At 62.4% G+C, this 18582-nt stretch carries 23 protein-coding genes, 1 tRNA gene and 1 pseudogene; 9 read left to right on the top strand and 16 right to left on the bottom strand.

What is annotated here, in order from left to right; translation table 11 throughout:
• Positions 1 to 424: 424 nt before the first annotated feature.
• Positions 425 to 1708 carry an NAD(P)/FAD-dependent oxidoreductase gene (locus AB4037_RS18625; protein ID WP_441772516.1) on the bottom strand — a complete coding sequence of 428 codons (1284 nt, stop codon included), beginning with the start codon at positions 1706 to 1708 and terminating at the stop codon, positions 425 to 427.
• 122 nt (positions 1709 to 1830) lie between these two features.
• On the opposite strand from AB4037_RS18625, the gene AB4037_RS18620 reads away from it, so the two are divergent.
• The 5 genes and pseudogenes from AB4037_RS18620 to AB4037_RS18600 all read left to right on the top strand — a co-directional run bounded on the left by AB4037_RS18620 (position 1831) and on the right by AB4037_RS18600 (position 5425).
• On the top strand, positions 1831 to 2337 hold the full coding sequence (locus AB4037_RS18620; protein ID WP_434956021.1) for a DUF1003 domain-containing protein: 507 nt from the start codon (positions 1831 to 1833) through the stop codon (positions 2335 to 2337).
• Positions 2338 to 2426: 89 nt separating this feature from the next.
• Positions 2427 to 3362 (top strand): nucleoside hydrolase, encoded by a 936-nt coding sequence (locus AB4037_RS18615; protein ID WP_441772515.1) that lies wholly within the window; start codon positions 2427 to 2429, stop codon positions 3360 to 3362.
• Between the two features lie 182 nt (positions 3363 to 3544).
• Positions 3545 to 3952, top strand: a complete 408-nt coding sequence (locus tag AB4037_RS18610; RefSeq protein WP_434956023.1) for an NADH:ubiquinone oxidoreductase subunit NDUFA12 — start codon at positions 3545 to 3547, stop codon at positions 3950 to 3952.
• A gap of 95 nt (positions 3953 to 4047) precedes the next feature.
• Positions 4048 to 4488: pseudogene (locus AB4037_RS18605) on the top strand (DUF2155 domain-containing protein); the annotation flags it as partial.
• A gap of 313 nt (positions 4489 to 4801) precedes the next feature.
• Positions 4802 to 5425 (top strand): trimeric intracellular cation channel family protein, encoded by a 624-nt coding sequence (locus AB4037_RS18600; protein WP_434956024.1) that lies wholly within the window; start codon positions 4802 to 4804, stop codon positions 5423 to 5425.
• Positions 5426 to 5434: 9 nt separating this feature from the next.
• Here AB4037_RS18600 and aat read toward each other — a convergent pair whose 3' ends face one another.
• The 7 genes from aat to AB4037_RS18565 all read right to left on the bottom strand — a co-directional run bounded on the left by aat (position 5435) and on the right by AB4037_RS18565 (position 10632).
• Positions 5435 to 6103, bottom strand: a complete 669-nt coding sequence (gene aat / locus AB4037_RS18595; RefSeq protein ID WP_434956025.1) for a leucyl/phenylalanyl-tRNA--protein transferase — start codon at positions 6101 to 6103, stop codon at positions 5435 to 5437.
• An 11-nt stretch (positions 6104 to 6114) separates the two neighbouring features.
• The gene (gene accC / locus AB4037_RS18590) at positions 6115 to 7473 is read right to left on the bottom strand and encodes an acetyl-CoA carboxylase biotin carboxylase subunit (RefSeq protein WP_434956026.1); all 1359 of its coding nucleotides are present in this window, start codon (positions 7471 to 7473) and stop codon (positions 6115 to 6117) included.
• Positions 7474 to 7478: 5 nt separating this feature from the next.
• Entirely contained in the window at positions 7479 to 7943 is a 465-nt protein-coding gene (accB, locus tag AB4037_RS18585; RefSeq protein WP_434959625.1) for an acetyl-CoA carboxylase biotin carboxyl carrier protein, read from the bottom strand.
• Positions 7944 to 7983: 40 nt separating this feature from the next.
• A complete protein-coding gene (gene aroQ, locus AB4037_RS18580; protein ID WP_434956027.1) occupies positions 7984 to 8427 on the bottom strand; it encodes a type II 3-dehydroquinate dehydratase in 444 nt (147 codons plus the stop codon).
• Positions 8428 to 8574: 147 nt separating this feature from the next.
• Complete coding sequence (locus AB4037_RS18575) at positions 8575 to 9339, bottom strand: DsbA family protein (RefSeq protein WP_441772514.1); 765 nt, start codon at positions 9337 to 9339, stop codon at positions 8575 to 8577.
• Positions 9340 to 9559: 220 nt separating this feature from the next.
• Positions 9560 to 10090 carry a YceD family protein gene (locus tag AB4037_RS18570; RefSeq protein WP_441772513.1) on the bottom strand — a complete coding sequence of 177 codons (531 nt, stop codon included), beginning with the start codon at positions 10088 to 10090 and terminating at the stop codon, positions 9560 to 9562.
• Positions 10087 to 10632 (bottom strand): ubiquinol-cytochrome C chaperone family protein, encoded by a 546-nt coding sequence (locus AB4037_RS18565; protein WP_441772512.1) that lies wholly within the window; start codon positions 10630 to 10632, stop codon positions 10087 to 10089. The genes AB4037_RS18570 and AB4037_RS18565 overlap by 4 nt, the downstream gene beginning before the upstream one ends.
• 219 nt (positions 10633 to 10851) lie before the next feature.
• Here AB4037_RS18565 and AB4037_RS18560 point away from each other — a divergent pair, with 219 nt between their 5' ends.
• Complete coding sequence (locus AB4037_RS18560) at positions 10852 to 11328, top strand: outer membrane protein assembly factor BamE (protein WP_434956031.1); 477 nt, start codon at positions 10852 to 10854, stop codon at positions 11326 to 11328.
• An 86-nt stretch (positions 11329 to 11414) separates the two neighbouring features.
• On the opposite strand, the gene AB4037_RS18555 is transcribed toward AB4037_RS18560, so the two are convergent.
• Complete coding sequence (locus AB4037_RS18555; protein WP_441772511.1) at positions 11415 to 11825, bottom strand: GtrA family protein; 411 nt, start codon at positions 11823 to 11825, stop codon at positions 11415 to 11417.
• A 19-nt stretch (positions 11826 to 11844) separates the two neighbouring features.
• The gene (locus tag AB4037_RS18550) at positions 11845 to 12774 is read right to left on the bottom strand and encodes a glycosyltransferase family 2 protein (protein ID WP_434956033.1); all 930 of its coding nucleotides are present in this window, start codon (positions 12772 to 12774) and stop codon (positions 11845 to 11847) included.
• A 552-nt stretch (positions 12775 to 13326) separates the two neighbouring features.
• Here AB4037_RS18550 and AB4037_RS18545 point away from each other — a divergent pair.
• Complete coding sequence (locus AB4037_RS18545) at positions 13327 to 13539, top strand: cold-shock protein (protein WP_434956034.1); 213 nt, start codon at positions 13327 to 13329, stop codon at positions 13537 to 13539.
• 241 nt (positions 13540 to 13780) lie between these two features.
• The gene (locus AB4037_RS18540; protein ID WP_434956035.1) at positions 13781 to 13960 is read left to right on the top strand and encodes a hypothetical protein; all 180 of its coding nucleotides are present in this window, start codon (positions 13781 to 13783) and stop codon (positions 13958 to 13960) included.
• 285 nt (positions 13961 to 14245) lie between these two features.
• Here the strand turns inward: AB4037_RS18540 and AB4037_RS18535 are convergent, their stop codons facing one another.
• The 4 genes from AB4037_RS18535 to AB4037_RS18520 form a co-directional block, all read right to left on the bottom strand.
• Positions 14246 to 14542: a hypothetical protein gene (locus tag AB4037_RS18535; protein ID WP_441772510.1), complete on the bottom strand. Its 297-nt coding sequence runs from the start codon at positions 14540 to 14542 to the stop codon at positions 14246 to 14248.
• The gene (locus tag AB4037_RS18530) at positions 14539 to 14955 is read right to left on the bottom strand and encodes a hypothetical protein (protein ID WP_441772509.1); all 417 of its coding nucleotides are present in this window, start codon (positions 14953 to 14955) and stop codon (positions 14539 to 14541) included. Before AB4037_RS18530 ends, AB4037_RS18535 begins: the two co-directional genes overlap by 4 nt.
• A 125-nt stretch (positions 14956 to 15080) precedes the next feature.
• Positions 15081 to 15371, bottom strand: coding sequence for a putative quinol monooxygenase (locus AB4037_RS18525; protein ID WP_441772508.1), 291 nt, complete (start codon positions 15369 to 15371; stop codon positions 15081 to 15083).
• A 113-nt stretch (positions 15372 to 15484) separates the two neighbouring features.
• Positions 15485 to 15562, bottom strand: a tRNA-Pro gene (locus AB4037_RS18520).
• A 262-nt stretch (positions 15563 to 15824) separates the two neighbouring features.
• Here AB4037_RS18520 and AB4037_RS18515 point away from each other — a divergent pair.
• On the top strand, positions 15825 to 16214 hold the full coding sequence (locus AB4037_RS18515) for a hypothetical protein (protein WP_441772507.1): 390 nt from the start codon (positions 15825 to 15827) through the stop codon (positions 16212 to 16214).
• Positions 16215 to 16375: 161 nt separating this feature from the next.
• Here AB4037_RS18515 and AB4037_RS18510 read toward each other — a convergent pair whose 3' ends face one another.
• The gene (locus AB4037_RS18510; protein ID WP_441772506.1) at positions 16376 to 16714 is read right to left on the bottom strand and encodes a GCG_CRPN prefix-to-repeats domain-containing protein; all 339 of its coding nucleotides are present in this window, start codon (positions 16712 to 16714) and stop codon (positions 16376 to 16378) included.
• A gap of 111 nt (positions 16715 to 16825) precedes the next feature.
• Positions 16826 to 18253 (bottom strand): siroheme synthase CysG, encoded by a 1428-nt coding sequence (gene cysG / locus AB4037_RS18505; protein ID WP_441772505.1) that lies wholly within the window; start codon positions 18251 to 18253, stop codon positions 16826 to 16828.
• Between the last annotated feature and the right edge of the window lie 329 nt (positions 18254 to 18582).

Genomic DNA, 18582 nt, shown 5'->3' with positions numbered 1-18582 from the left:
TGACATCCTGTTTACTTGTCGGTGAGTGCATGGCCCTGCCAACGTTCGAATGCCGGGCTCGTGCCCCGCAATCCCGCGAGGTTACCCCCGCCGCCGACGTTTCCGACTATGACTCAATAGGTATGACTCGACGGGGGTGGCGTCAAGATTTAGTGCCGGCAAAATGAGTGACTATCTACATATGGTAGAGGCTGTGGAAAACGGGGACAAGCTTGAGCCGGCAGCCTCAAGGCTCCGGAATCTCTGGCGAAATCGCCGCCTTCACCCTGTCTTTGAATTGCCATGTTCCGGTCATGTTTCATTTACCATCCCGGTGGATGACCCAAAATGGCACACAAGCCTTTGTGGAGAGATCGCCGAAGTCCTGCCGTAAGGGCAAGCGCGGGAGGTCGTTGGCGGACGAATCGAGGCCGGGGTGATTCCCTCACCCCTTTTCGAGCGACGAATCGTCCCCGTCCCCGCCCTGGGTGATCAGGCGGGCGCCGCGTTGATTGCGGGTGTGGATCCATAACCAGCTCAGGGCGACGCTGAGGCGAGAGCGTACGCTGATCAGGAAATAGATGTGGGCGATGCCCCAGATCCACCAGGCGAGCGAGCCGCGCAGCTTGATCCAGCCGAAATCGATCACCGCGCGCTTCTTGCCGATCTGCGCCAGGCTGCCCTGATGCTTATAGCGGAAAGGAGGCGGGGCAGGATCGCCCGCCAGCCGGGCCCGAATCACCCGGGCGACATAAACGCCGGCTTGCTTGGCGGCCGGCGCAATGCCGGGTACGGGCTTGCCGTCCGGGCCGGTGAGGCTGACGGTATCCCCAATGGCGAAGATCTCGGGATGACCCGGCACAGTCAGGTCCGGCTCGACGATGATTCGACCGTTCCGGTCCGCCGGGACAGCGAGCCATTCGGCAGCCGGGGATGCGCGCACGCCCGCGGCCCAGACGATGGTGCGTGCTGGCAGGAGCTTGCCGCCATGGACGACGCCCTCGGCGGTGCATGCGGTGACCGCGGCGCCGAGAACCACCTCGACACCAAGGCTTTCGAGCGACTGCTTGGTGTAATCGGAGAGGTCGTCGGGGTAGCCTGCGAGCACGCGGGGCCCAGCCTCCACGAGCACCACTCGTGCTTTATGCGTGTCGATACGGCGAAAATCCGGAGCCAGGGTGTCGCGCGCCAGTTCGGCGATGGTGCCGGCGAGCTCTACGCCGGTTGGTCCAGCGCCAACGATCACGAAAGTGAGCAAAGCGTCCTGCACCTTGGGATCGGTCTCGCGTTCCGCCTTTTCGAAGGCAATGAGAATGCGCCGGCGAATGGTGGTGGCGTCCTCGATCGCTTTCAGGCCGGGGGCGTGAGGCTCCCATTCGTCATGACCGAAATAGGCGTGGCGCGCGCCCGTCGCCAGAATCAGCGTGTCATAGGCAAGCATCGCGCCGTCCTTCAGGCACACTTGCCGCGCCGGCGCGTCGATGCCGCCGACTTCACCGAGCAGCGTGGTCACCTCCGGCCGGCCGCGCATGAGATGGCGAATCGGCCAGGCAATCTCGGAGGTGGCCAGCGAGGCGGTGGCAACCTGATAGAGCAGGGGCTGGAAGATATGGTGATTGCGCCGATCCACCAGCGTGATCTCGACGGGCGCCCTCTTGAGGTGATGGATAGCTTCCAGGCCCCCGAAACCTGCCCCGACGACCACGATACGGTGGGGTTCGCCCGCCATGTCCCATTCTCCTGCCTACAGTCCGGCGTCGCGGCCCGTATGCGCGCCCGACAATTTCCGCCGTTCAGCCAGGGAACCTTGTAGCATTCCCGCACCGCAAGCAGAGTCGGAAAGAACGGAAGATGAGCCTCATCGCCAAAGCCCATCAGCTTCATGACGAGGAGCTGGCACTCCTGCACCGGTTGCGCCAGTCGCGACGCGTCCGACGAGGAGGAGATCAGGCGGCGATGTCCTTCGGCGCCCGCGTTGCCGATGCGGTCGCCGCCACCATGGGAAGCTGGCCTTTCATCATCGTGCAATCGGCCGTGCTGGCGGCCTGGGTGGTGCTCAACGTCATCGCCTTCGTCCAGCATTGGGATCCCTATCCCTTCATCCTGCTCAATCTGGCGCTGTCGTTCCAGGCGGCTTATGCCGCCCCCTTCATCATGATGAGCCAGAACCGGCAGGCCACCATCGACCGTGCTGCCGCCACCCATGACTATGACGTCAACACCAAGGCGGAACTGGAGATCGAGCTGTTGCATGAGAAGATAGACTTCCTGCGTGAGACTCAAGTCGTGGAGTTGATGCAACTGGTCAAAAGGCTGGAGGAGAAACTCGACGCCGCCGACCGCGCGCCACCGGCCTGAAGCAGCCGAGGAAGAGGAGTCTTCGGCGCCTTGCGCGCCGATCCGCGCCGGTCCATGGTCCGGCCTTCTTCAATGCTCCCGAGTCTGTCATGCCCCGTTCCATCATCATCGACACCGATCCCGGCCAGGACGATGCCCTGGCGCTGTTGCTGGCGCTGGGAAGTCCCGAGATCGAGGTGCTGGGCATCACCACCGTGGCCGGCAATGTGCCGTTGGCCTTGACGAGCCGAAATGCGCGCGTGGTCTGCGAGCTGGCGGGGCGGTCCGACATCACCGTGTGCGCCGGCGCGGACCGGCCGCTGCTGCGACCGCTCGTCACCGCCGAGCATGTGCATGGCAAGACCGGCCTCGACGGCGCGGATCTGCCGGAGCCGGCCATGCCGCTCAGCCCGCGCCATGGCGTCGATTTCATCGTCGAGACCCTGATGACGCGCCCCTCCGGCACCATCACGCTTTGCCCGCTTGGCCCCCTCACCAACATTGCCCTGGCGTTGATGCGCGAGCCGCGCATCGCCCCGCGCATCAAGGAGATCGTGCTGATGGGCGGGGGCTGCTTCGAGGGCGGCAACATGACGCCGGCGGCCGAGTTCAACATCTTCGTTGATCCCCATGCGGCCAAAGCGGTTTTCGCCGCCGGCGTTCCGATCACCATGGCCCCGCTCGACGTGACCCACAAGGCGCTCACCACCCGCCCGCGCGTCGACAGGATCCGGGCGATCGGGTCCAAAGTTTCGGATGCGGCGGTGGGTTGGCTCGATTTCTTCGAGCGCTTCGACGTGCAGAAATACGGTTCGGAGGGCGGGCCTCTGCACGATCCCTGCGTGATCGCCTGGCTGATCAAGCCTGAGCTCTTCACCGGCCGTTCCTGCAATGTCGAGATCGAGACGGAATCCGACCTTACCCAGGGCATGACGGTGATCGACTGGTGGGGCGTGACCGACCGTCCGAAAAACGCCTTTGTCCTCGGCGGCATCGATGCCGACGGCTATTTCGACCTGATTGCGCAGGCGATCGCACGGCTCTGATACTTCGCCGGCGGCCTTCGGGTCGGACGGATGCGGAGTTAGAATGGCAGATTCGAGCAGAACAAGGTTCTGCTGCCACGCGTCTTGCTCTAGAAATCGCCTGTAAGGTGGAGCGGAATGGTGGACATCCCCTTCATGCTTGGCCATAAGACTTGCAACGGAATACGAAACGGCAGCCCTCGATGAAAACGCTCCTGCAGATCTTCACGTGGTGGAACGGCTCCACGATCGGAACCCGCTTCTGGACCTCGCGGAAGGGCGAGCGCGTGGGCGAGGACGAGTTCGGCAATGTCTACTACCGCACCAAGGGCGGTGCCGTGGATCCGACCATTGGCGTGCAGCGCCGCTGGGTGCAGTATAATGGCTATGCCGAGGCCACGGCGATTCCGCCGGGCTGGTGGGGCTGGATGCACCATCAGATCGATACCCCTCCGAGCGAGACCGAATACAAGCCGCGCGATTGGCAAAAGCCGCATCGCCCCAACCAGACCGGTACGGTGAACGCCTATCACCCCAAGGGCTCGATGCTCTCTCACGGCCATCGCCAGGCGGCGACCGGCGATTACCAGGCCTGGTCGCCGGGGGACTGACGCATCGGTATAGCCGGCTGCGGCGGTGCCCGTGGCCGTCTTTTCGCCCCGAAGGGGCGCTATCGCTTTTCGACTCGTCCAGACACGGATCCCCTTTGCCTTTGCGTCCGCCTGCCTTCCTTTCTCTGACCGACCGGTCCCGGCGCCTTGCTGTTGCAAGTGCGGCTTGCCTCGGCGTGATTTTGGGCACCGGCGAAGCCCGGGCTGAGCGCATCACCAACCCCACCGCGGTCTTCACCGGCCTCGACAAGATTTCCGGTGAAATCAGTACCTTCGAGGCGCCAGTTGGACAGACGGTGAAGTTCGGGGCGCTCAGCGTGACCCCACGCGTATGCTACAGCCGTTCGGCCAGCGAGGATCCGCAAACCACCAGCTTCGTTGAAATCGACGAGCTCACGCTCAGCAAGAAGGTCGATCGCCTGTTCAATGGCTGGATGTTCGCTGCCAGCCCGGGCCTCAATGGCGTCGAGCATCCCGTCTATGACGTCTGGCTCAAGGACTGCAAGGGCGGCAAGACCAGCGATCCACCGCCGCCGCCCGTGGTGACGGCTCAGCCGGGCAGCAAGCCCGCGAAGGGCAAGAAGGGGCAGGCCGCATCGCCCGACACGGTGGTGCCGGACGCCGCTCCGCCGCCTGAGGCCGGCGACGGCAATACCGATTTCTTCGACCAGCCGGTGGATCCCAACGCGCCGCAGGATTGAGCGGGCGGCTTTTCACGGTCCATGTACAGCTTTGTTGATCGGCGTGATTGTCTGCCGTACGGGGATCGTGGATAGGGCGTTGCCATGTCCTGATATCCCTGGAAATCCTGACATCACCGGAAATCCTGGCATCGCTGGAAGCGCGTCGATGTCCCGCAAGGTCGATCAACTGGTTCTCCTCGCCGATCTCGGCGGCACCTTCGTATTCGCGCTCGAAGGGGCGTTGGCCGGCGTGGTGGCCGGGTTCGATCCGGTCGGGGTGCTGGTGCTGGCCTTCCTGACGGCGCTCGGCGGTGGAGTGATGCGCGACGTCTTGATCGGCGCCCGCCCGGTGGCTGCGGTGGCCGACTGGCGCTATACGGTGGCCGTGCTCAGTGCCGCTTTCGTCACCTGGGTGTTCCACGCTTGGGTCAAAGCCATCCCGATCCACGTGTTGATCGCGTTCGATGCCTGTGGCCTGGCTCTGTTTGTGGTGGCCGGTACCTTCAAGGCGCTGGATTTCAAGATCCATCCTCTGGTGGCGATTTTCCTCGGCACGGTCAGCGGCGTCGGGGGCGGTGTGATGCGCGACGTGCTGCTGAACAGGGTGCCGCATATTCTGCAGACCGACATCTATGCGACAGCCGGCATGGCCGGCGCTATCGTGATAACACTCAGCCGCGGGCGAAATTGGCGCCGGCGCTATGTCGCTGTGGCGGCGGCTATCCTCTGCGTCAGCCTGCGCATGATCGCGGTCGCCTATAATTGGCAGCTCCCGACAAGCCCCTTTTGACCGGCAGGCTCAATCGGCCAGTACGGCCAGAATTTCAGCGCCGCTCCTGGCCTCTTCCTTTGGCCAGGCGAGAAAATCACCGTCCTCGGCGAGAGCGTCATCCAACAGTTGATGATAGAGGGAGCGCGGCAGTTCGATGGCGCCGAGGCTGGTCAGGTGGTCGGTGACGAACTGGGTGTCGAGCAACTGGTAGCCGCCATGGCGCAATCTTGCCACCAGATGAGCCAAGGCGACTTTCGAGGCGTCGCTCTCGCGATGGAACATGCTTTCGCCGAAAAAGGCGCCGCCAAGGTCGACACCGTAGAGGCCACCAACCAGCTGGCCGCCGCGATAGGCCTCGACCGTGTGGCAATGCCCCAGCCGGAACAATTCGCCATAGAGCCGACGGATCGAGGCGTTGATCCAAGTGGTGCGACGCCCCGGCGCGGATTGCGCGCAGCCATCGATCACCGCCTCGAAATCGCGATCCACCACGATCTCGAAACGGTCGGAACGGATGGTGCGGGCGAGGCGATGGGAGATGATCAGGCCATCGAGCGGAACGACGCCGCGAAACTCCGGCTCGACCCAATAGAGGCCTGGATCATCGACGCTCTCGGCCATCGGGAAGATGCCGCAGGCATAGGCCTTGAGCAGGACCTGCGGCGTGATCTCCAGATTGATCTCGGCGCCCGACATGGCGGAAAAGCCTAGACGCTGTCGCTCATGCCGCCGGCCTCGAGGAACTTCTCGAGCCAGTGAATGTCGTAGAGGCCGTTCTGGATGTCCGCGTTGCGCACCAGGGTGCGGAACAGGGGCAGGGTGGTCTCCACGCCATCGACCACGAATTCGTCGATAGCCCGGCGCAGACGCATCAGGCACTCGGTGCGCGTGCGGCCGTGCACGATGAGCTTACCGATCAGCGAATCATAATAGGGCGGGATCTTGTAGCCTTGATAGACCGCCGAATCGACGCGTACGCCGAGCCCGCCCGGCGGATGGAAATAGCTGATCGTGCCAGGGGAAGGCCGGAAGGTCGCGGCATTCTCGGCATTGATGCGGCACTCGATGGCATGGCCTTCGATCTGCACGTCAGACTGCTTGATCGACAGCGGCGAACCGGCGGCGATCTTGATCTGCTCGTTGACGAGATCGATGCCGGTAATCATCTCGGTCACCGGATGTTCCACCTGGATGCGCGTGTTCATTTCGATGAAATAGAACTCGCCATTCTCATAGAGGAACTCGATGGTGCCGGCGCCGACATAGCCGAGTTCGATCATCGCCTTGGCGACGATATCGCCGATCTTGCTGCGCTGGGCGGCATTGAGAGCTGGGGAGGGGCCTTCCTCCCACACCTTTTGGTGTCGGCGCTGCAGCGAGCAGTCGCGCTCGCCCAGATGAATGGCATGACCCTGGCCATCGCCGAGCACCTGCAATTCGATGTGGCGGGGCTTTTGCAGGTATTTCTCGAGATAGACCGCGTCGTCGCCAAACGCTGCCAGAGCTTCGGCGCGGGCGGTGGCGAGAGCGTCGGACAAATCCTCGGCCGTCAACGCGACCTTCATGCCGCGGCCACCGCCACCGGCGGCTGCCTTGACCAGCACGGGATAGCCGATCTCGGCGGCGATGCGGGCCGCGTCGACGTCATTGGTGACGCCACCATCCGAGCCGGGAACGCAGGGGATGCCGAGGCGTTTGGCGGTGCGCTTGGCCTCGATCTTGTCGCCCATCATGCGGATATGCTCGGCCTTGGGGCCGATGAAGGCGATGTTGTGCTGATCGAGTATATCGGCGAAGCGGGCGTTTTCCGACAGGAAGCCGTAGCCCGGATGCACTGCTTCAGCGCCGGTAATCTCACAGGCGGCAATCAGAGCGGGGATGTTGAGATAGCTCTCGCGTGCCGGCGGGGGCCCGATGCAGACGCTTTCGTCCGCCAGCTTGACATGCATGGCATCGGCGTCGGCGGTGGAATGGACGGCCACCGTCTTGATGCCGAGTTCCTTGCAGGCGCGCAGCACGCGCAGGGCGATCTCGCCGCGGTTCGCGATCAGGATCTTGTCAAACATTCCCGTCACTCGATGATCATCAGCGGCTGGCCGTATTCGACCGGCTGCTTGTCTTCGATGAACAAGGTGGTCACCGTTCCAGAACGCGGCGCGATGATGTCGTTGAAGGTCTTCATGGCTTCCACGATCAGTACGCGATCGCCCTGGTTGACCTTGCTGCCGATCTCCACGAAGGCCTTGGCGCCCGGTGCGGCGCCGAGAAAGGCGGTACCCACCATCGGCGATTTCAGCACGCCGGGATGATTGGCCGGGTCGGCGGCGGCCGGCACTGCGGCGACGACGGCGGCCGGTGCGGCAACGCTCACCGCTGGCGCGCCCACCGGCACGGTGGCCGTGACGTTGATCTGCCGCGCCACCCGGATACGCAGGTCAGCCTGCTGCACCTCGATTTCGGTAAGATCCGTCTCCGTGAGGAGATTGGCGAGTTCCCGGATAATCTCGGGATCAATCCCCGATTTGGTTCGCGACATCGTCATGCCTTGCGTTTCCGCGGGGCCGAGGCCCCGTCATTCATTGAGCCGATACGCTCGAAGCCAGTGCTTCGAGGGCAAGTTCATAGCCCTTGGGGCCAAATCCGCAGATCACGCCCTTGGCGGCCGGCGAGACCCAGGAGTGGTGCCGGAAGCTTTCGCGCGCGAACACGTTGGATAGATGCAGTTCGATTACCGGCAGGCTAACAGCCTTGATCGCATCGTGCAGAGCGATCGAGGTGTGGGTGAGCGCGCCGGGATTGATGATCAATCCGACTGCTCCCTTGTGATAGGCCTCGTGCACCCAGTCGAGCAGCACGCCCTCGTGGTTGGTCTGCCGGAATTCGACGGTCAGGCCCAATTGTTCCGCGCGCGCCCGGGCCAACGTCTCGATACCGCCGAGGTCGAGCGTGCCGTAGACGGACGTTTCACGCACACCCAGCATATTGAGATTGGGGCCATTCAGAATGTAGACGAGCGCCATGCTTGCCAATCGGACCATAAATTGAAAGCCCGAAGCGTGCTGCAACGGGCCTTTTGCTGCGAACGCTCCTTATAGGGCGCTCGATCCAGGAAGGCAAAGCCGGCGGTGAAAAACCGCCTGCTTTGCACGCAGAAGGTTCTGTCCGGCTCAGCCGCAGGCGGTCTGGCCGCATTTGCGCAGCGAATCGATCTTGGATTTCAAGGCGTCGTAGCCGACGGCGCCGGGCGTGATCTCGCTGCCGAGCACATAGGAGGGCGTGCCGTTGATGCCCAGTGCTTCGCCGAGGCGCATGGTGCTGGCGAGCCCCTGCAGCAAGGCCGGATCCTTCATGTCGGCCTGCAGCTTGGTCATGTCGACACCGGAGTCCTCCGCCACCTGCAGCGCCCGATCCTTGCCGACGGCGCCGCGGGTGGTCAGCAGGATCTGATGAAACTGCATGAACTTGTCACCCTGCAACTGCTTCTTGACGGCGAGGGCAACCACGGCGGCTTCCTTGGAGCCTTCGCTCAGGATCGGGTAATCGCGCAGCACCACCTTGAGCTTCTTGTCGGTATCGAGCAGCTTGACCATGTCGGCGAGGCCGCGCTTGCAGTAGCCGCAATTGTAGTCGAAGAATTCGACCAGCGTGACATCGCCCTGAGGGTTGCCCAGTACGGCGTTCTGCGACCCGTTGAGGATGGTATCCATGCTGTCGGAGAGCAGCTTCTTCTGGCGCTCGGACGCCGCCGCTTCCTGTTTGGCCTGCATGGCGTTGATGGCGTCGACGATGACCTCGGGATGCTCCATCAGGTAATTCTTGACGATCGCCTCGACCGCCGGCTTGTCCAGCGGTTCGGCAGCGAAGACGGGCTGGCCGGATGCCAGCAAGCCAACGCCGAGTGCAACCCCGGCCATCAGACGCTTCAACGACATTTACTTCTCCAAAAGGCAGAAATTCATACGGTGTGGATAGGTCCAGGCCCGTAACGGATCAATGAATCGCGGCTCCAGGACGTGCGATCTCACACAATCGTGTTCGATCAAAGGCGTTTGCTACGGCTTTTGCCCGTTGCCGGGCACGGCAGGTTTCGCAAAGACGCATCGAAACAAGGAGCCGGAGCAAAGCGCATTTTAACGAAAACGTCCTTTGCTCTTAAGAATCCTTGTCCTTCAACTTGTTGAGCGCGGCGAAGGGAGAGAGGCCCGCTTCGTCTTCGTCGCCCTCGAAGGCCGCCCCCGGCTTGCGCGGATAGGGATCGAGCGCCAGGGCAAGGAACTCGCAGACGATGGCACCCAGATCGATGGTGTCGCCGGACAGCAGGTCCGGCGGATCCTCGGCATCCGGGTTGTGCAATTCGGCCAGATCGAATTCGGCATTGGGATCCTGCCCATCCGGTGAGAAGCGGACATCGACGGGAGCGTCGACCTCGCTCTCGAACGGCTCGGCCGTGACGACACAGATCTGTGTCAGGCGGGCACGAATGGTGCCATCGACCGCCAGCCCATCCTTGCGGAAGGGTGTGACATGAAGCTTGGCCGTGAGGGCGGCGACATCAGGAACACCGAGCTGCCGCGCGATGGCCCGGCGCTCGTCCTCGTTCGTCTCGATGACGAAGTAGCGGCCGGTGGGCGGAACCTCGCGCAGGTGGACCGGACGCGAGAAGTGGGGCGTTTCATTGGTCATGCGCTCTCACCTAGGGCTGGGGTGGGGAAGGGCAGGGAATTGCTGGCAAGATTCGCCAGCGATGCATCGGCAAGGGCCTTGGAGGCGCGCCGGACATAGCCGGCGAGAGCCCGCGCCTGAGGCAGTCTCGCCTCGTCGCGGGCATAGACGTTGCGCAGAAGGACCTGGGTGAGTTCTTCGTCATCGGGCTTGTGCAAGGCATTGCCATAGGAAGACGAGCATCCCGTATAGATGTCGGCGATCTTGCGCATCTTCTTGGGCACGGTGAGATCGCCCACGCCCATTTCCCGCATGGCGCGGTCGAGCTCGGCGAAAAAGCGGTCGCATACGCCCTGGGCGATCTCACGGATATCACCTTGCTCGTCATTGAGCCGGTGCATGAGCAGGAACAGATGCAGCAGCATCATGTCCGTGCGCCCTTCCACCGTGTCGGGGACGCGTCCTTCGAGGAACAGTGCGGGATCGCGGCTCTGCGCCAGGATCTGGTCGTAGAGGCGGGCAATCTGCGCCTCGCGCGCTCTATTGCGAAACAGGCCGAACATGAGCTCCTTCACCAGCAGGGATATTCGACAGGGGGGCCGGGGGGCGGGACCATGCCCGCGGCCCGGCGACGATCCGGTCGAAGACCGCACTCTATAGCGGACGCTCCATATAAGTGGATGCTCCCTGAGCGCCAAGGTTGAATTTCGTGCGCGAGCGGGTTACGCCAGAGCCCACGCGACGATGTGGCGAACGAGCCTGTGTGCCCGATGGAGGCCAAAGTGAGTATAGTTGTGTTGCCCCCCCGTTTCCGGTCTCCCGTGCTGGCGGCCGCTGTCGTCATCTCGCTGGCTGGGCTGCTGCAAAGCTGCGGCTCGATCGGCGAGACCAATGTGCACGGTATCGTGGTGACCGAGAGCACCTTGTCGGCGATCAAGCCCGGCACGACCCAGGCCCAGGTGCTGGAAGCGCTCGGCACGCCCTCCACCCAGTCCACCCTCGACGGCCAGGCCTGGTACTATGTGTCTCAGACCACCTCGCGCCCGGTGGCCTTCCTGTCGCCGCACCTGGTCGACCGCAATGTGCTGGCCGTCTACTTCGCCAATGGCCGGGTGTCGCGCGTCGCCAATTACGGTCTGAAGGACGGCGTGGTGTTCGATTCGATCACCCGTACGACGCCGACGGCCGGTGGCGATCTCAACTTCGTCACGCAGCTCGCGCGCGGCATGACCGCAGGCATCCCGGGCTTCGGCCGATAGGCTCAGCGCCAGAGCGAAGAAGCGTCTCCGTGTGAGGCGCTTTTTTTGCGATCGGGGATGATTCCATCAGATCGCGAGAGAGACTCTTATGCCGGCCTATCTGGAGTCCTCGGCTTCGGCGCGAAGACGACCTTGAGATAGCTCCAGAAATTGAGGCTCATCGACAGCGCGATAGCAACCGCCACGGCGAGCACCGGCCATCGTGCAAAGGGCCCGCCGAGGGTGACCAGCGCCATGAAAGCGCCGAGATTGACCAGGGCCGCCAGCACGCTGGCGGATAAATAGCGCAGGAACTCGGACACGATGTCGGAGCCGGCCCGGTCGCCGAAGGCAAGCGAGCGGTTGATCAGCCAGGTCACCACCATGGCGCAGGCAAAGGAGACCAGGCGCGCCAGACGGACATCGAAGCCGAGATTGACCAGGGCGGTCAGAATGCCGGCATCGAAGGCGAAACCGACGAAGCCGGCCAAGGCAAAGCAGCATAGCCGCCAGCGCAAGGACCTCTCGGAAGAGGGGCTAGCGGACGGGGGCATAGCGTAAATAATGCAGGCGCTTGAGTTCCCTGCGTCCGCGCGTGACCGTGTCGAGGATCATGCCGGAAAAGAAAGCGATGATGGCCGACAGCATCAGACCGGTGGCGAGCACAGCCGTCGGCAAGCGCGGCACCGAGCCGAATTCAAGATATTCCAGGACCACCGGTGTGGCGATGGCGAGCGACAATAGAGCAAGCAGGCCCGCGACCCAGCTGAAGAACAGCAGCGGCCGTTCTTCCTTCACCAGTTTGGCAATGAGTTTAAGAATGCGCATACCGTCCTGCACGGTACGCAGCTTGCTCTGCGAGCCTACCGGACGCTCCCGATAGAAGGTTTCGATCTCGCCGAGCGGAAGCGACATTTCGAGGGCGTGCACGAGCAATTCGGTCTCGATCTCGAAGCCGGTCGAAAGGGCCGGAAACGTCTTGACGAAGCGCCGGGACATCGCCTTGTACCCCGACAGCATGTCACGCGAAGACGAGCCGAAGAAGCGGGTGACAAGGCGGGTAAGCATCCGGTTGCCGAAGCGATGTCCGGGGCGGTAGGCCATCTCGCCATCAGCCACCCGTACGCCGTTGACGAGATCGAGGGGACCGGCGCGCAAGGCCTCGACGAGGGCCGGAGCACTGGCGGGATCATAGGTATTGTCGCCGTCGACGATGATGTAGATGTCCGCCTCGATATCCGCGAACATGCGGCGGATCACATGTCCCTTGCCCTGACGAGCCTCATGGCGCACGACGGCACCGGCTTCTTTCGCCAGGAGCGCAGTGTCGTCGGAGGAATTGTTGTCATAGACATAGATGACGGCCGAGGGCAGCTGCGCGTGGAAGCCTTGTATGACGGCCTGGATTGCCACTGCCTCATTGTAGCAGGGCACCAATATCGCGATCTCTGGCTTCGCACCGTCCATCGTCCTTTTCGGTCCTTCGCCTGCCTTCCCGGTTCCGTCCTTATAGCCGCAAGCGGGGGCAGGGTGCCAACCGCCCTGCGTCATGGTTAAGGCCATTCCGGCGTGCCGGTGCGGAGGAAAGGCAAGGTGTCCACTGCTCCCGGGTGCGATTTTTGATCTGCGTGAATGCTGTTCCAGCGAAAAGTCAGAGGATTGTGTGACAGGAAAGTGAATTGAAGCGTAGTGAATTCGCAAGAGCAGGATCAGACATGTGCTGCGGAATTGCAGCCTTGATGTTCTGCTTGGAAGATTTCGGCTGGATTGGCGCTATATTGTTATTGGCGTTTCAGAAAGGCGACACAGATGCAAAAATGCGCATTTTGTCGCAGCTTTGTCTTGACCGCTCGATTTCAATGAGGCAGCCTGTCGCCATCGATTTTCGGCCGAACGACTTGGCCTCGCGTCACGGCACTCGCTGGATGCGCGCAGACAAGCTCTCACCAAAATTCGACACTCGCTGGGTCCGCTTCGCTGCGGGCTTTGGCTCTCACTACGTTGAAGGAATAGCTCACGATGAGCACAGGTACCGTAAAGTGGTTCAACGCCCAGAAGGGCTTCGGTTTCATTCAGCCCGATGATGGCTCCAAGGACGTGTTCGTCCACATCAGTGCGGTTGAGCGGGCCGGCCTTTATGAGCTGCGCGAAGGCCAGAAGATCAGCTATGAACTGGTCCAGGATCGGCGTTCGGGCAAGTTGGCCGCTGATCAGCTCCAGGCGGCAGCCTAAACGAACCGCAGAGTCTTTCGGTATACCGTCAGATTTTCAGGAAAAGCCGGCGCGCCAGCAGCCGGCTTTTCTTTTGTTTGCGATGCAGCAGCATGTGTGCGCTGCAAAATAGCGTCAAGCTTTGGTACTCGATGACGATTTAAACTTGAAGGATAGTAGGAACAAGCGCAGAATTCATGCGTTGAAATGAAGGGCTGGGTCCCTCATGGCCGGATCGGGAACCGGCTGATGGAGGTTCGTCATGGATCTGAGTGAAATGATCACGGGTTTTCTGGTTGTCCTGGTGATCGCTATTTTGATTATCGATACGGTGATTGATTGGCGTTCGCCGGCTATGGCTGCGAAGCAGACGAAACAGGTGGCTGCTCCCGGCAAACACAGCCTCGATCCGAAGATCGCCTGCGATATCGTTTGGTGCTGAACACACACGCACTGTGATGCGGTCACCGCGGCACGAGCCGTCTGGTGAGCGTAGAGGCCCTGTGTTGCGCAGTCTTTCTGATAGCTACAGCGGCATAGCCACATAGGGGCAGCATTACGCCTGCGCGATTTGCAGATGGTTGACTGGCGGGATCTTGCCGCTGGTGTCATGCGTATGTGCCAAAGCATAGCTCGATGCGGGGGTCGAAGCAGAATTCCGTGTCGCCATTGTCGTTTTTTCCGATCGGCATGCTCTGAAAGTGCGATTTGCTTTGGCGGTGATCTCTCAATCCTCGGGCTTGCGAAGCGCTTTGTCATCCAAGCGGGGGAGAGCACGCCAGCCGGGGAGGGGGCGCTCACCAAGGCCCCGCGCGTAACCGCGCGACACGCTGGCAGCCAGCGCCGCAATCTCGCCCTCCCGCGCGGCGAGTTCGGCCCTCAGATGATCGATCATGACAAGCAGGGCGCGAACCGTCGCGCCTGCATCGCCACCGCAAGCAGCGATCGCCTCCTCGACCTTGAGCGGTACAACCTCGTCAGCCCGACGCAGGGTAGACTTCGGCCCTGTCAGAGGCTCGGTCATGGCTTGCCAGATAGGCTGAGGGGATTGCCCGCCGCCTCCAGCAGGCTTGCCAGACGGTCGAGTTCGTCGTCGAGCCTGACATTGCGGCGAATCGCCCGTCGCAATGCCGTTATGGCATTGCCGTCGGTCCGCTTCAGTTCGCGGCTGACGATCCAGTCGATCGGGACACCCTGGGCGTCGCCATCCACTCTTTCGTGAAGATCTTCGTCCTCGAGCCGATCGGATTGGCGCTTCAATTCTGCGATCAGCCTGTCCCGATTGATCAGCGAAGTCTGGGCCTGCAGAGCGTAACGGTAGAGCGCCAGCAGGGCTGCGCCGCTGCCGCCTGCCATATCGACCAATCGGGCGATTTCCGCGACTTCTTCCGGCCGGGCAGCGGGCATGTGCGTGCCATCGAAATAACCGTCGAGCATGTCGATTACCTTCGGTTGAGGGCAGGACCCTATGCCGCACACATGTGCTTGTCCAGTATTTTGTTCTCTTTTTGTTCTATATCAAATCCATGATCGAAAACAGACACGGATAAACCGCACCATGCTCAAACCTCGAAGGAATCCATCAGAATATAGGTGCCCGGCTGGCGCTGATGGGCATCGATCTGGGACACCAGCCGCTTGAAATGCTCGGTACGGCAATGGGCGTCGAGGGCTGCGCGATCGGGCCATGCCTCGACGAAGACGAAATGGCCGGGGTCCTTCTGGTCGATGAAAAGGTCATAGGCGATGCAGTGCTGTTCCTGGCGCGTCTTGGCGACCAGTTCCCTGTAGAGCGGAAGCACCGTATCGACGTGGTCGTGCTTGATGAAGTCCTGGGCAATGACTTTTAACATCGGGAACCTGACGGCATCGGCTGCGTTTGCCAATATTGGCTCGGACCGTGTCAAGCCTACGCCTCTTCGCTTCACGCGAAGAAGGGCTGACATATTCGAAATGTTCAGAAAAATGGTCGGAGCGAGAGGATTCGAACCTCCGACCCCTAGTCCCCCAGACTAGTGCGCTAACCGGGCTGCGCTACGCTCCGACGCTCATTGAGCGTGGGCTGAATAGGGTTTTTCGCTCTGATGCGCAAGCCCCGATTTCAGTTTCTCGTCATATGAGAGACGCGAAATGCACAGGCCTGGTAGGTGGGCGCGCACCACACCAGAAATATGAGGAAGAATTCGAAGCTGCCTATGAATGCTCAGGCCACCGCCATACACTGGAAGACGGGGTCGCCGCTGGCGCGGAACGAACGCTTCCCGCGCTGCGTTTATATCGCGCTGGATTCGCTCGAGGAGCGTGTGATGAGACAATGGGTTATTGCCGCTTATGCAGCAGCCATGGGCTTTGCTTCGGCAGGCCTTACTGCTGCGCCTGCTTCCGCCATGCCGGTGGTGCCTGCGGCTAGCGTAGAAGATCCACTACTGCAAACCGTGGCGGATGGATGCCCGCGCAATTATTATCGCAGCTATGGACGCTGTGTGCCCAACAGCCGTGGCTATCGGGGACCGCGTTACGGCGATGGATATGCCGAAGCACCGAGATATTATGTGCGTCCCTATTATTATGACAGTCCGGGCTACTTCGATGGGCCGGGCTATTACGACGGCCCACGCTATTGGGCCGTTCCGCGCCGAAGCTGCCCGCCTGGCACGTATCCGGGTCTGTACGGTCGTTGCGTGTCGGATTGGTGATCTTGGCTCGACAGCCTATCTGACCGAAATCATCCGCAAATGGCTTCGCCGGCATAAGAGCATAAGCGGGTTTTGAAGCGGACGTCCCCAGTGGCTCAAAAAAAAACCGGCAAGGATGGACCTTGCCGGGCTTGGTGAGACGGGTGAAGTCTCGTGCGATTTCAATAGGCAGGGTGGCAATAGCCGCCGCGCGGACCCAGACGCGTGCCGGGCGGGCAGGCCCGTCCGTAGCCGCTGCGATTGGCCGGCACCGGGCCGCGGCGATAAGCAGGGGTATCTGGGACGAAGCGACCAGGACGGTAGGCGGGGGCGGGGCGCTGGTTGGGCACGCAACGGCCCCAGCGATTGGGTACGAAGCCACGGCCGCAGCCATAGGCGATGGTCTCGATGAGGCTGGCATCCGCGCCGATGCCGGGAGCGGCGGGCATGGCAGAGGCACCGGTCGAAAGGCCGGCAAAGCCCATCGTGGCCAGAGCGGCCGCGAGAATCAGTTTTTTCATGGAGAACTCCTGTCGTTCAAACACCCGGCGGGCGCGAATCTGCGGTCCACCATGGAAGGAGGGTGGCAAATCTTTCCTTAACGGAAGCTGTACCGCGGAGACGGGTGCCGTTCAGCTTGGGCGGTCGCGCCTTGCCTCGGACATGGCCTGGCCGAACAGAATGATGCAGGGGCCGTCGAGCTGGTTGGCGGTAAAGACGCCGGCCATTTCGCCGATCGCGGTATGGAAACGGCGTTCACGCGCATGGGTGGCGTATTCCACGATGATGGCCGGCGTATCCGCTGCCATGCCGGCCTCGAGCAGGCGCGTGGCGACTTCGGCGACGACCAGCTTGCCCATATAGATGGCAGTGGTGGCGGCGGGATCGGCAAGCGCCTTCCAATCGAGATCATCCGGCAGCTTGCCGTTCTTGGCATGGGCGGTGATGTATTGCAGGCGCCTCGCGTGGTCGCGGTGGGTAAGGGAGACTTCCAGGCTCGCGGCGGCTCCGGAAGCGGCAGTGATGCCGGGAATGACCTCGACGGCAATGCCGGCGGCACGACAGGCGGCGATTTCCTCGCCGGCCCGCCCAAACACCAGGGGATCACCGCCTTTCAGCCGCACCACGCGCTTGCCGTCCCTGGCCAGAGAAACCATCAGAGCGTTGATGTCGTCCTGCTTGCAGGACGGGCGATGGCCGCGTTTGCCAGTGATGATGCGCTCGGCCTCGCGGCGGGCGAAATCGAGCACTTCCTGGGAGACGAGATCGTCATGCAGGATGACATCCGCCGATTGCAGGACGCGCACGGCCTTCAAGGTCAGCAGCTCCGGATCCCCCGGACCCGCGCCCACCAAGGCGACGCTGCCGTGTGCCGGGGTTTTTTCCTGCTGCTCGATTGTGGCGAGGAGGTCGGCGCGTTCGGCCTCGCCCGGCACGCGCTCCGGATGGCGGAAGGCGGCATGGACGAAACGCTCCCAGATCGCCCGGCGCGCCTGCAGGGAAAGGTTGTGCGCCTGCACCAGGGGACGCCAGTTGCGGGCAGCCTCCGCCCATTTCTGGAAACCGGTCGGCAGCAACATTTCGATTCGGCTGCGGATCGCCTGCGCGAAGACGGGGACGGCCCCGTCGGTCGAGATGCCCACCACCAGTGGCGAACGGTTGACCACTGCACCAAACTGAAAATCACAGAAGGCCGGTCGGTCGACGATATTCACGGGCGTACCGGCCCGGCGCGCGGCGGCGGCGAGATGGGCGGCCTGCCCGTCGTCCTCGACATCGGCGACGACCAGGGCAATGCCGTCGAGATCGGCCTCGTGCCAGGAGCGGGCGAGGTGGCGGACACTCACATCCTCGCGGGCGCATAATTGCGCCAGAGCGTCGTTCGCGTCGGGCGCGGCGACGCGAACTTCGGCGCCGGTCGACGCCAGCAGCTCGGCCTTCCACAGGGCGGCCTGGCTCGCGCCGATGACCAGGACGGGTTTGCCGGTCAGGCGATAGAAGACCGGCAATACCGCCAGCGGCGCGATCCGCGCGGGTTGCGAGACAGGGCTACGGCTCATCGATCACAGGCTCAACGTGCTCAATACAGTCTGGGGAGGCGCTGATAACTGCCGGCCTTCGCCTCAGTTCTGCCGCACGTCACACAGCCGGCAAACGCTAAAGTAAATCGATCAGGCAGACAATGCGAAGCTAAGCAAAGCTTCCCGATGCCGCCCATTCGTGGGCAAAATCGGGAAACTTTGCAAGCGTTTGATATTCTGCAGATTGCTCCTGCCCGAGCCGCGGCCTCAGGCAGGAGCAATCTGCTTTGAGAAAAATCCGATTCCACCCGGCGATGCTGTCGCCATTGCGACGGAGCTTCCGCCGATCCGACATTGTCATGTGGTTG

It is taken from the genome of Labrys sp. KB_33_2, from assembly GCF_052114505.1.
Taxonomy (GTDB): domain Bacteria; phylum Pseudomonadota; class Alphaproteobacteria; order Rhizobiales; family Labraceae; genus Labrys.
Note: the sequence above shows the minus strand (reverse complement) of the source record. Positions and strands in the feature narration are given on the sequence as shown.